Annotated in this window: 10 protein-coding genes; 5 read left to right on the plus strand and 5 right to left on the minus strand. The window is 51.2% G+C overall.

Going from position 1 to position 13,099, the window contains the following annotated elements:
- Positions 1-131 precede the first annotated feature (131 nt).
- Positions 132-1,202: an alpha/beta hydrolase family protein gene (locus tag GY634_RS08415; protein WP_166408087.1), complete on the plus strand. Its 1,071-nt coding sequence runs from the start codon at positions 132-134 to the stop codon at positions 1,200-1,202.
- A gap of 60 nt (positions 1,203-1,262) precedes the next feature.
- On the opposite strand, the gene ssb is transcribed toward GY634_RS08415, so the two are convergent.
- Positions 1,263-1,769: a single-stranded DNA-binding protein gene (gene ssb / locus GY634_RS08420; RefSeq protein ID WP_166408088.1), complete on the minus strand. Its 507-nt coding sequence runs from the start codon at positions 1,767-1,769 to the stop codon at positions 1,263-1,265.
- Between the two features lie 115 nt (positions 1,770-1,884).
- Positions 1,885-3,093: an MFS transporter gene (locus GY634_RS08425; protein WP_242683652.1), complete on the minus strand. Its 1,209-nt coding sequence runs from the start codon at positions 3,091-3,093 to the stop codon at positions 1,885-1,887.
- 114 nt (positions 3,094-3,207) lie between these two features.
- On the opposite strand from GY634_RS08425, the gene uvrA reads away from it, so the two are divergent.
- Positions 3,208-6,042 (plus strand): excinuclease ABC subunit UvrA, encoded by a 2,835-nt coding sequence (gene uvrA, locus GY634_RS08430; protein ID WP_166408089.1) that lies wholly within the window; start codon positions 3,208-3,210, stop codon positions 6,040-6,042.
- A 12-nt stretch (positions 6,043-6,054) separates the two neighbouring features.
- Here the strand turns inward: uvrA and GY634_RS08435 are convergent, their stop codons facing one another.
- Genes GY634_RS08435 through GY634_RS08445 form a run of 3 tightly spaced genes read right to left on the minus strand, consistent with a single transcriptional unit; the run spans position 6,055 to position 8,886 of the window.
- Entirely contained in the window at positions 6,055-7,179 is a 1,125-nt protein-coding gene (locus tag GY634_RS08435) for a deoxyguanosinetriphosphate triphosphohydrolase (RefSeq protein WP_166408090.1), read from the minus strand.
- A 22-nt stretch (positions 7,180-7,201) separates the two neighbouring features.
- Positions 7,202-8,275 (minus strand): 3-dehydroquinate synthase, encoded by a 1,074-nt coding sequence (gene aroB / locus GY634_RS08440; RefSeq protein WP_166408091.1) that lies wholly within the window; start codon positions 8,273-8,275, stop codon positions 7,202-7,204.
- Positions 8,272-8,886 (minus strand): shikimate kinase, encoded by a 615-nt coding sequence (locus GY634_RS08445; RefSeq protein WP_166408092.1) that lies wholly within the window; start codon positions 8,884-8,886, stop codon positions 8,272-8,274. The genes aroB and GY634_RS08445 overlap by 4 nt, the downstream gene beginning before the upstream one ends.
- A 124-nt stretch (positions 8,887-9,010) precedes the next feature.
- Here GY634_RS08445 and GY634_RS08450 point away from each other — a divergent pair, with 124 nt between their 5' ends.
- From GY634_RS08450 to lysA, 3 genes are all read left to right on the plus strand, one after another.
- Complete coding sequence (locus GY634_RS08450; RefSeq protein ID WP_166408093.1) at positions 9,011-11,437, plus strand: penicillin-binding protein 1A; 2,427 nt, start codon at positions 9,011-9,013, stop codon at positions 11,435-11,437.
- A 105-nt stretch (positions 11,438-11,542) separates the two neighbouring features.
- On the plus strand, positions 11,543-11,695 hold the full coding sequence (gene lptM, locus GY634_RS17440; RefSeq protein ID WP_423227292.1) for an LPS translocon maturation chaperone LptM: 153 nt from the start codon (positions 11,543-11,545) through the stop codon (positions 11,693-11,695).
- A gap of 51 nt (positions 11,696-11,746) precedes the next feature.
- On the plus strand, positions 11,747-13,015 hold the full coding sequence (lysA, locus tag GY634_RS08455; RefSeq protein WP_166408094.1) for a diaminopimelate decarboxylase: 1,269 nt from the start codon (positions 11,747-11,749) through the stop codon (positions 13,013-13,015).
- Positions 13,016-13,099 lie beyond the last annotated feature (84 nt).

Consider the following 13,099-nt stretch of genomic DNA (forward strand, 5'->3'; position numbering starts at 1 on the left):
ATTTACGTATTTTTAGCTAATAAAGACCAAAATTCTACCATGTGCAGAATGGCGGTTCACTGGTGCAACGGGTAATGCGTGCTTAACATAGGCACTGCACCTCGTTTCACTCTCTCACCCAACTAAAAATTATGAAAAAACGCCACCTGTTCATAATTATTTTGCTCGTTTTTATTGCGCTGATAGTAGGAATACTATGGACCAGCCATATTGATGACTTTGAGCTTAACAATAGCAAACACGAAACCCTTAGCTTTAGTCATGCGAATCAGACACTATCTGGCACGTTAATTCAGCCGCACGATAAAACGCCTGATGCAGTACTCGTTCTGATTCATGGCGATGGCCCAATGGATAGATATGCCAACAATGGCTACTACCCCTTATTCAACCTACTGTTAGCGCAGAATCTGGCCATTTTTAGCTGGGATAAGGCTGGTATAGGCCAAAGCGAAGGCAACTGGTTACACCAATCTATGGCCGACCGTGCCAATGAAGCCATTGCCGCCAAAAATATGCTTAGCACCTATTACCAAGGCCAAAACATCCCCATTGGTTACTTTGGGTATTCTCAAGCGGGCTGGGTCATCCCCATTGCCGCATCCTTAGCGCCTACCGATTTTTCGGTCATTATTGGTGGAGCCATCAACTGGAAAGACCAAGGCCAGTATTACCAAGCACTGCGTTATCACGCCCAAGGTAAAACACCTGCCGAAATTGACGCCCAACTGGCTATAGAGCAGCAACAAAATGACGCGTTATTTGCTGCGGGCTTAACTAGCCCAGCTGTTTCGCATCGCAGCGACATGACACCCGATCGCCACACCTTTGTGCAAAAGAACTACCTGAGCGACTCGCGCGCTGACTTAGCCACTATGCATGGTCCCGTACTGATTGCTTTAGGTGCTGATGACCTGAATGTAGATACCAACACCGATAGCTGCCGCTTTCAACATGCGCTACAAGCCAATCCAGCAGCCATGGTGGCCTTAATTCCACACGGCACTCACACCCTAATGAAAGCGCCTACATTTAACTATCAACTGGAGTCAGACTGGCCTTGGTATAAACAGCTGTATTTTCTTTATGAAGGCAGCAATGCTTACCTGCCCGGCATTTACACGCAAATCGCTAACTGGATTAAACACAAAGACAACGATTTGGCGCAGTACCAGCCAGCTTGCGCAACAACAACCAACTAACAAAAAGCCCAGCAGACTAAGTCGTGCTGGGCTTTTTTACTGCGTAAGGGACGCTACACCTTAGAACGGAATATCGTCATCCATATCTGCCAAGTTATCCACAGGAGCTTGGTATGGATTAGCCGCAGGTTGCTGACGTGGGGCTTGTTGAGGAGCCGCTGCACGTTGTTGCTGTTGTGGTGCACGTGGTGCGCTGTAGTCGCCACCGCCGAAATCAGCATCGCCACCGCCATCACGACCACCCAACATTTGCATTTGGTCAGCGATGATTTCAGTGGTGTAGTTGTCTTTACCGTCTTGGCCTTGCCATTTGCGTGTGCGCAGGCGGCCTTCTACGTAAACTGAACGGCCTTTTTTCAGGTACTCGCCAGCGATTTCAGCCAAACGGTTGTAGAACACCACGCGGTGCCATTCGGTTTCCTCACGACGCTCGCCGCTGTTGCGATCTTTCCAGTTAGAGGTAGTGGCAATAGAGATGTTGCAAATGGCATTGCCTTCTGCGCCATAACGTACTTCGGGATCACGACCCAAGTTGCCCACCAAAATTACCTTGTTTACCGATGCCATGACTGTATCCTGTTCAAAAAATCTATAACCCGTATTATCTACGATCGTTCCCACTTAGACTACGCCATCTCAGATAATTACCGATGGCCATAGTAGTGCGGCTTATTCTGTGTAATTAGTCTGGTGTTTTCAGACCACGCCCCAACACCAACCAAGCAATGGCTAATGCAGCGCCTAACCACAACACAGTTTGGGGGCTTTGCTTAGCGGCCAATAGCCCACCTGCCACACCGCCACCAAACACGCCTAACGATTGCGACATGTTGTAAAAACCTAGCGCTAAGCCTTTGTACTCAGCAGGTGCTTGGCGCGATACCAGCGACGGCTGTAATGCCTCTAACACGTTGAAGGCCACAAAAAACAGCACCAACAACGCCACCAACCACCAAAAATTTTGCAGCGCCAAAGGCATGACCAACAGTACTGCTGCAAGCAACAGCACCATCTTCATCAAAATGGCCTGATGGCACTTGCGTGTTTCAGTGTAAAACACCACCGGAACCATAAAGACGAACGATACCAGAATCACTGGCAAATAGACTTTCCACAACGTTGCTGTCTGTAAGCCACCGGTATGTTCTAACAAACCAGGCACTACCATGAACATCATCATCAAGATGGCATGCAGTGCAAAGACGCCAAAGTTCAGGCGCAACAGGTTTTTATCGCCTAATACATCGCCCATGCGTGCTGACTGCAGCACAGGAATGGCTTGTGGGGCCGCTGGCACCACAAAGGCAGCCAGCAACAAACAGACAAAGCCTAAGGCACTAATGACCCAGAACAGCCCCGATAACCCAAATTGGCCTACCAAGACAGGGGACAACACTAGCGACAAGGCAAACGACAACCCTATAGACGCCCCCACCATGGCCATAGCACGAGTACGCACTTCAGGGCGAGTGGCATCCGCTACCCACGCTGTAATCGCAGCCGATACCGCACCCAAACCTTGCAGCACCCTACCCACGATAATGCCGTCTACGCTATCGGACAGAGCACAGATTACGCCACCCACAATAAACAGCAGCATGCCCGCCACAATCACAGGCCGTCGGCCAAAGCGGTCTGATGCCATCCCTAGGGGGATCTGCATAATAGCTTGAGTAAGGCCATACGCCCCCAAGGCAAACCCCACCCTCATGGCGTCTTGCCCGCCTACTAAACTGCTTGCTGCCACCGCAAACACGGGGGTAAGCAAAAACAACCCCAACATGCGTGTCGCAAACAACCACGCCAACATGGTGCTGGTACGACGTTCTTGTGAGGTCAAGCTAAGGCGCGCCGGGCGACCGCCCATCTTTTTATTTTCTGTATGACTCATGCAACACTCTATTCTTACACTTCTTTGTGCAGTGCTATGCCAGACTTTTGGCACAAAAATGGCCTAACAGGCTATAGTAACAAGTTACCCTTTTAAAGCCCTATACCCTACACGATGGACGCAATACGTATCAGGGGTGCGCGCACGCATAACCTCAAAAACTTGTCAGTAGATTTGCCCCGCCATGAATTGGTGGTGATTACCGGTTTGTCCGGATCAGGCAAATCTTCCTTGGCGTTTGATACCTTATATGCGGAAGGGCAGCGACGCTATGTAGAAAGTTTGTCGGCCTACGCCAGACAATTTCTACAACTGATGGATAAGCCTGATGTTGATTTGATTGAAGGCTTATCTCCCGCAATTTCCATCGAGCAAAAGGCCGCCGGCCACAACCCACGTTCTACGGTTGGCACCACGACCGAAATACACGACTATTTGCGCCTATTGTACGCTCGTACTGGCACACCTCATTGTCCAGAACACCACTTGCCGCTGCAAATGCAAAATGTCAGCCAAATGGTAGACCAAACACTGGCCTTACCCGAGGAAAGTCGTATCGCTATTTTGGCACCGGTACTACGAGCCACCCACGACGATTTCAACCAACAACGCCAAGCCTTGCAAGCCCAAGGTTTTGTACGGTTGCGTGTGAACGGCGAGATGGGCGCGATTGAAGACATTGCCGCCCCCGCAACTAATAGTTCATCGCTGGTAGAAGTAGTGGTAGACCGCCTGCGCGTCAAACCTGATAGCGCACAGCGCTTGGCCGAAAGCTTTGATACCGCATTAGAGCTGTCTCAAGGACGCGTTACCGTACTGAACCTCGATACCGCAGAAGAGCTGCAGTTCAGTAACCATTACGCCTGCCCGCTGTGCGATTACCAACTCAACGAGCTAGAGCCGCGTCTATTTAGTTTCAACAATCCTGCCGGTGCTTGCCCAGATTGCAGCGGCTTGGGCTTGGTGGATTTCTTTGACCCGCAACGCGTGGTTGCCTTCCCCGATTTAAGCTTAGCCAGTGGTGCGATTAGCGGATGGGATAAACGTAATGCCTTTACCCACACTTTGCTGACCAGCCTTGCTGCACACTATGACTTCGACTTGGACACCCCTTTCGAGGCGCTACCCGAAGCCATACGCCACTGCATTTTGTACGGCTCTAACAACGAAGAAATCGCCTTCTTGTACTTAAACGAGAAAGGCAAAACCACCGTTAAACGCCATGCGTTTGAAGGGGTGATTCCGAACTTAGAACGCCGTTGGCGCGAAACAGACTCCACTGCTGTACGCGAAGAACTGTCTAAGTTACGCCGTACCCAACAGTGCCCGTCATGCCACGGCTCACGCCTGCGCACCGAAGCCCGTAATGTGTTGTTGGGCGAAAATGACCCACGTGGCATCTATGAAGTAGAAGCCATGTCGTTGGCCGACTGCCAACATTGGTTTAGCACCTTGCAGCTCAGTGGGGCCAAAAAAGAAATTGCCGAGCGTATCGTGCAAGAAATTCTGGCGCGGCTGCAATTCTTAAATAACGTAGGGCTGAATTACCTTTCACTAGACCGTAGCGCCGACACCATTTCAGGCGGTGAGTCGCAACGCATTCGCTTAGCTAGCCAAATTGGTTCGGGCTTAACAGGTGTGATGTACGTACTGGACGAGCCTTCTATTGGTTTACACCAGCGCGATAACGACCGCTTAATCGACACCCTGAAACGCTTACGCGATCTAGGCAATAGCGTCATTGTGGTAGAGCACGACGAAGACATGATCCGCCAAGCCGACTTTATCGTCGACATGGGCCCCGGTGCTGGGGAGCATGGCGGTCACATCGTTGCCGCGGGTACACCAGATGTTATTTTGCAGTCGCCTAAATCCCTGACCGGACAATACTTAAGCGGCCAGAAGCGCATTGCTATTCCTGCGCGCCGCCCAGTCACGCCTGATATGCCTGAATTGGTGCTGCATGGTGCCAGTGGCCATAACCTGAAATCGGTGAGCCTGCATATTCCCGCTGGCCGCTTTGTGTGCATTAGTGGTGTATCCGGCTCAGGCAAATCCACGCTGATTAACGACACACTGGCTACTGCCTTGTCGCAGCATTATCACCGTGCACAAACTGAACCTGCGCCGTACCAAAGTCTAGAAGGGCTAGAACACTTCGATAAAGTCATTAACGTGGACCAAAGCCCTATTGGCCGTACACCACGTAGTAACCCCGCGACTTACACGGGCTTGTTCACCACCATTCGCGAACTATTCGCTGGTGTGCCCGAAGCGCGTACGCGCGGTTACGACCCAGGCCGTTTCTCGTTTAACGTGAAAGGCGGTCGCTGCGAAGCCTGCCAAGGTGATGGCGTGATGAAGGTAGAGATGCACTTCTTACCCGACATCTACGTGCCTTGCGATATTTGCCACGGTAAACGCTATAACCGCGAAACGCTGGATATTCAGTATCGCGGCAAAAACATCAGCGAAGTGCTGGACCTTACCGTAGATCAGGCATTGCACTTCTTTGGAGCGGTACCAGCCATTGCCCGCAAGTTAGAAACATTGATGGATGTGGGTCTGTCGTACTTACGATTAGGGCAAAGCGCCACCACACTATCAGGCGGCGAGGCCCAACGCGTCAAACTGGCGCTAGAGCTATCACGCCGTAGTACAGGGCGCACTTTCTATATTCTGGATGAGCCCACTACAGGCCTGCATTTCCAAGACATTGCACTGCTGTTGGATGTACTGAATAAACTTGTGGACGCTGGCAATACGGTGGTCATCATTGAGCACAATCTGGACGTGATTAAAACGGCCGATTGGGTCATAGACATGGGGCCAGAAGGTGGTGCAGCCGGTGGTCAAATTGTGGCCCAAGGTACACCAGAGGTCATTGCCTCTACCCCTGAAAGCCATACTGGCCGTTATTTGCAGGCACTACTTGCTGTGCCTGCCTAACCGGCTGGCTACTTACATGTGGAACAATTGCTGGTGTTCGCGGATCGCATAACGGTCCGTCATGCCAGCAATGTAATCGGCAATAGCACGCGCTTGTGCTTGAGGGTTATCGCGTCGATGCTCTGCCGTAAGTAAACGCGGATCGTCCAAATAGGCCACAAACAATTCGCGGATAATGCGACGCGCCTTACTCATCATGCGCAACACTTGTGGGTGCCGGTATAGATTCTCGCGCAAAAACTTCTTCAAATGGTCAGCTTCTACCCGCATTTCCATCGAAAACGCGGCCATTTTCCCAGCTTGGCGTAACTCATCCACACTACCGGGCCTCGCCATATCCAGGTTTTGCTGCGTGGTCAGCGTTAGGTCTTGAACGAAGGTATTGATCATGGTGCGTATGGTTTCAGCCACCAATCGCTTTTGTGATACGGCGGGGTACATCTGCCGTGCCGCCACAAAGTGCTGAAAGAAAATAGGCACTTCGCAAAGCTGCTCTACTGTGATCAACTTTGATCGTAAACCATCATCGATATCGTGGTTGTTGTAGGCGATTTCATCCGCCAAGTTGGTCAACTGTGCCTCTAGCGAAGGCTGTTGGCGCAACAAGAAACGCTCGCCCACATCACCCAACAAATGGGCATGACGCAGATTACAGTGCTTCAAAATCCCTTCGCGGGTTTCAAAACACAGGTTCAGCCCGTCAAAGGCGGCATAGCGCTCTTCTAAGGTGTCGACTATACGTAGGCTTTGCAGGTTGTGTTCAAAGCCACCTGCTTGCGGCACAAGCTCGCGCATGCATGCATTCAGCTCTTCTTGCCCAGCATGACCAAACGGGGTGTGGCCTAAGTCGTGCGCCAACGAAATAGCCTCGACTAAGTCTTCGTGCACCTGCAGATTTCTAGCTAAGGAGCGGGCAATTTGCGCCACTTCAATGCTGTGCGTCAGGCGGGTACGAAACAGATCCCCTTCATGATTGATGAAGACCTGTGTTTTGTACTCCAGCCGTCTAAACGCTTGGCAATGAATAATACGGTCGCGATCGCGTTGAAATTCATTACGCCTTTCAGGGCTCTCTTCAGGGAGGCGTCTACCCCGGCTATGTTCTGGAAAACATGCATAAACTGCCAGTGACACCATAATGATCCCCTTAGTCTTTAGTTTATTGAAACCCTGCTAAGACCGTAGCCACTGTTTCTGGCGCTACGGCCTGTACATGACTTTTACCAATGTCGGACATCAACACAAAACGTAGTTGACCGCCTTCGGCTTTCTTGTCTATGCCCATCAATTCAATCCAGCGCTCGGCAGGCCAAGACGGTGGCACAGTTGGGCAACCAATGTTTTTCACGAGTTCCCGTACACGCTGTACTTTCTCAGCCGGAAAGCCACAACACGCTACCGACAGCTCGGCTGCCATAATCATGCCGCAACCTACCGCTTCACCGTGCAGCCACTTACCATAGCCCAAACCCGCTTCAATCGCATGACCAAAGGTATGGCCCAGATTCAGCAACGCACGCAGCCCCGATTCACGCTCGTCTGCAGACACAACTTCTGCTTTGACTTCGCAAGAGCGCTGTACCGCATAGGCCAGTGCTGCTGGATCACGTTTTACCAGTGCATCTACGTTTTGCTCGCACCACTGGAAAAAGCCCTCATCTACAATTAGGCCATACTTGATCACCTCTGCCAATCCCGCCGCGATTTCGCGGTCTGGCAGGCTTTGCAGCACATTAATATCTATTTCTACGGCGATGGGCTGATAAAACGCACCAATCATGTTTTTGCCCAAGGGGTGGTTCACAGCGGTCTTACCCCCCACCGACGAGTCCACCTGCGCCAACAACGTAGTAGGCACTTGCACAAAACGTATACCACGCATAAAACACGCCGCAGCAAAACCGGCTATATCACCCACTACGCCACCACCCAGCGCCACAATGAGTGCTTTACGGTCTAAACGCTCACCCAACAGGCGATCAAAAATACTGTTCAGCGTATTCCAGTCTTTGTAGGCTTCGCCATCAGGAATAGACACCTCGATCACCGCTTTACCGGTTTGCTTCAAGGCCTCGAGCACTTGCGCGCCATACAACCCCATAACAGTAGGATTACTGACCAAAGCAATACGGGTCACATCCGCAGGAATGCTTTCAGCCAAGTGCGCCAACCGCCCCGCTGCCACATGGATAGGATAAGCGCCACCAGGCGTCTGCACCGATACTACACTCATTGTTTGACCTCACATTTATTCAGTAATTCAGCTGCCAAATCACGCACCGCCGCAGAAATTGGTGCACTGCCTGTGTCGAACACAATATCGGCCACTTCTTCATACAGCGGCTCACGGCGTGCTAACAACTCCGCCAAACGTTGGCGGGGATTTTCCGTTTGCAGCAACGGCCTGCTTTTATCTTTAGCCACGCGTTTGAATAATTCTTCCGCACTGGCACGTAAATACACAACCAGACCACGCGCTTTAAGATGGGTGCGGTTTTCAGACAACAAAATAGCGCCACCACCCGTCGCCAACACTAATCCCGGTTGGCGCGTGCACGCATCCAGTGCAGCGGCTTCGCGCTTACGGAACCCTTCTTCACCTTCGATGTCAAAAATATCAGCGATGCGCACTCCGCACCTAGCTTCCAGTTCGTGATCCAAATCGGTGAAGCTGCGATTTAAGCTGCGAGCTAGCTGTCTGCCTATAGTTGTTTTTCCGGCTCCCATCATGCCAACCAAAAAAATGGGGCGATGTTCAGGTTGCCGTAAATGCTGCAGTTCTCTTTCCCCCAACGGGGGTAAAGGGTCTATTTGCATGAGTTCTGTGGGTAAAGAGTCTGTCATTTGTGTATTATCCCATTAGCGCACCCAAAAAAAAGTACACTATTTGAGTTTTATAGCGTCTGATAGCAAGTAAACTGGCACACACGCTCTACATTCTGTTTCTAGGGCCTAAAAATCACCCGCAATGAGTTCTTCCGCCCAAACCTCTACTAAACGTTCCGGATCCTGGTTGAGCCGGTTCATCGTGAAATCCATCGTGGTACTGACTGGTTTAGCCGTCAGTGGTGTGCTGCTGGTTGTATTAGCACTCGCTTTGGCATGGCCTAACCTGCCTGACCTTACGGCCATGACGGATTATCGTCCTCGTATCCCCTTGCGCATTTATACCGCAGACAAGGTGTTGATTGGTGAGTTCGGTGAAGAACGGCGTAATGTTATGCCGTTCAATGAAATTCCCGATGTCATGAAATCAGCCTTGCTGGCTGCTGAGGACGACCGTTTTTATCAGCACGGTGGGATTGACCTGCGCGGCGTAGCCCGTGCAGCAATCACCAACATGCTCAGCATGCGTAAGTCGCAGGGTGCTAGTACCATCACCATGCAGTTAGCGCGTAACTTCTATCTGTCGTCCGAGAAAACGTACACTCGTAAGTTCTACGAACTGCTGCTGACGTTCAAGATTGAAGCCACACTGACCAAAGACCAGATTTTGGATCTGTACATGAACCAAATCTATCTGGGCCATCGCTCTTACGGCTTCCCTGCTGCATCACGTACCTATTTTGGCAAAAGCCTAACTGAAGTCACCTTGGCAGAAGCGGCCATGTTGGCGGGTATTCAACGTGCGCCGTCACGCTACAACCCTATCACCAACTTTGCTGAATCCACTCGCCAACAACAAGGTGTACTGCGTCGTATGCTGGACTTGGGCTACATCACTCAAGATGAATACGAGACCGCACGCGCACAGAAAATTGAAATCCGTTCCGCATTGGGTACGCCTGCTGGTGGTTACGCCATCCACGGTGAGTACGCTGCTGAACTGGCACGTCAACTGCTGTACAACGTTTACCAAGACAACATTTACAGCCGTGGCTTCAACATCTACACCACCATCAACTCAAAAGATCAGGAAGCCGCTTACCTAAGCGTGCGTGATGGCATTCTGAACTACACCCGCCGTAAGCCTTTCCCAGGCCCTGAGGGTCAAATCAGTTTGGCAGAAGGTATTGAGCAAGACGCCGACGCCTTGAACGATATTTTGGATGAAGTACAACGTGACCACCCTGACACCGGCGATTTGCTGACCGGTGTGGTGTTGTCGGCCAGCCCCACCAAACTTACTGTTGCTCGCAGTGCCGATAACATTATCGACATTACCGACAAACGTGCGTTGGGTATTGTGGCGCGTGCCTTGGCACCCAATGCCACTGAAGGCCAACGCCTAACCCGTGGTTCGGTGGTGTATTTGTTCAAAAACCCAGAGTCCTGGGAAGTTGTGAACATGCCTGCAGTACAAGCAGCATTGATTGCGATTCGCCCCCAAGATGGTGCTATTCAAGCCATGGTGGGTGGGTTCCACTTTGCTGATGGTAAGTTCAACCGCGTGACCCAAGCATGGCGTCAGCCCGGTTCGGCCTTTAAACCGTTTATCTATGCGTCGTCTCTGGAAAAAGGCTTAACACCTGGCACCCAGATTGCCGATACCCCGTTCCAGCTCACCCGTGAGCAAACAGGGTCACGTGCATGGAACCCTAAAAACTACGGTGGCCGTTACGAGCCTATGCTGACCATGCGTCAGGGGCTGTATAAATCCAAAAACATGGTTTCTATCCGCATCATGCAAGCGGTGGGCCCTCAATATGTTCAGGATTACATCACCCGTTTTGGCTTTGACCGCGAACGTAACCCTGCCGTACTGCCGCTGGCATTGGGCGCAGGTAGCGTCACACCCTTGCAATTGGCGGGTGCTTACTCGGTATTTGCCAACGGTGGCTACAAAGTACAGCCTTACCTGATTGACTACGTTACCGACAGCAACGACCAAGTGGTCATGCGTGCCAAGCCTGTAGTGGCTGGCGATGCGAATGCTCAAGTGATTGACCCGCGTACCGCCTACGTCATGAATGACCTGCTACGTGGTGTAGCGACATCGGGTACAGGTGCTCGTGCTTCTGCCACGCTGAAACGTAATGATATTGGCGGTAAAACAGGTACCACCAACAACTCGTTGGATGCGTGGTTTGCTGGCTACACCCCTGACTTAGTCAGTATTGCTTGGATGGGCTTTGACCGTCCGCAATCACTGGGTTCTGGTGAAACTGGTGGTGGTGTTTCCATGCCTATCTGGATCAACTTCATGCGTGAAGCTCTGGCAGGTAAACCCAACGTACCACTAGGCCCTATGCCTAGCGGGTTGACCAAAGCCAACGGCGACTACTACTACAGCGAGTTCCCGCCAGGCGTCGCCATTGAACGAGTAGGTTTGCCTAGCGCCATGGACAACTTCGTCTCAGATGTACCAGACGATGGCATTAACTCCCTGCTACAAGGCCTGCAAAACGATGACAATGTATACGATGACAGCCCTCAAAGCTTTGCAACCCCTTAATTAACAACAACACAATGGTGCCTTATGGCACCATTGTTGTCTGGAGGTTTGACGTCTACGTATAGACTGTCATACTTCAAGCATAAATCAGTTTTTGACCACATCATGCAGCCAAATTTCTCACCTAAACGTGCGGCGCTTATCCTTTTACTAGGTGCCAGTGTCGTACTTGGGGGCTGTGGCTATAAAGGCCCCCTAGTCTTACCTGAACAAGCCGCGGCGTCTAACGTCAGCGCAAGCGCTGTACCCACTGCCTGACCCGCTTGCGGATCAGTCCCCTGCCTTTTTTCATGACTTATTTTTACCATCATGACTGTAGCTCCGAATTTTCAATTTCATAATGGCGTACTGCATGCCGAACAATGCTCTCTGGAAGATCTAGCCAAAGAGCACGGCACCCCTTTATACGTATATTCGCGAAAAGCATTAAAAGACGCTTGGGACAGCTATGAACAAGCTAAGCAAGGCCGTGATGTACTCGTATGCTATGGCATGAAAGCTAACTCTAACTTAGCGATTCTGCGTGAGCTGGCTAATCATGGTGCGGGTTTTGATATCGTTTCAGGTGGTGAATTAGCACGCGTGATTGCCGCTGGTGGCGATCCCCGCAAAGTAGTGTTTTCCGGTGTAGGTAAACAGCGCTGGGAAATTGAAGCCGCACTGGATGCGCAAATCAAATGCTTTAACGTTGAGTCCAAAAATGAATTGCTGCACATTGCGCAAATCGCTGCCGACAAAAAATGCGTAGCGCCCATTTCGTTACGTGTGAACCCTGACGTTGACGCCCACACTCACCCTTACATTTCTACCGGCCTCAAAGACAATAAATTCGGTATTGCCATTGAAGACGCCCCCGACGTTTACGCCTTGGCAGCACAGCACCCACAACTGAACATCGTGGGTGTAGATTGCCATATTGGTTCACAGATCACTGAGATCAGCCCGTACCTAGACGCGTTAGACAAACTGCTTAACCTGATTGATACGCTTGCAAAACAGGGTATTCAGCTGTCTCACTTAGACTTGGGCGGTGGCTTAGGTATTCGCTACACCGACGAAACACCTGCAACCCCAACCATGCTGCTGACTGAAGTCTTCAAAGCCTTGGATGCCCGTGGTTTGGCGCACCTGCAATTGGTGCTAGAACCTGGTCGCTCTATGGTGGGTAATGCTGGTGTGTTGCTCACACGTGTGGAATACCTAAAACCGTCAGAAGCCAAAAACTTCGCGATTGTAGATGCGGCCATGAATGACCTCATCCGCCCCACACTCTACGACGCCTGGCACGATGTAGAAGCAGTTAGCCCTCGCCAGAGCGGCACAACGGCTTTGGAATACGACATTGTTGGCCCTATCTGCGAAAGCGGTGACTGGTTGGCCCGTGGCCGTAAACTGGCCTTGGAACAAAACGACCTATTAGCCATTATGTCGGCAGGTGCTTATGGCTTCACCATGGCAAGTAATTACAACACCCGCCCGCGCGCTGCTGAAATTCTTGTAGATGGCACCACGGCACACGTAGTGCGACCACGGGAAGATCTACACAGTCTATTTGCCTCAGAGCGTTTATTACCCTAAGCACCATTTACTAAGCCCTGATTTTCAGGGCTTAGTTTTTAAAGAACGCAGACGCCTCACCGTTAACAAACTATAACAATTTGC

The organism is Paenalcaligenes suwonensis, from assembly GCF_011290505.1.
In the GTDB taxonomy this organism is placed as follows: Bacteria; Pseudomonadota; Gammaproteobacteria; order Burkholderiales; family Burkholderiaceae_B; genus Paenalcaligenes; species Paenalcaligenes suwonensis.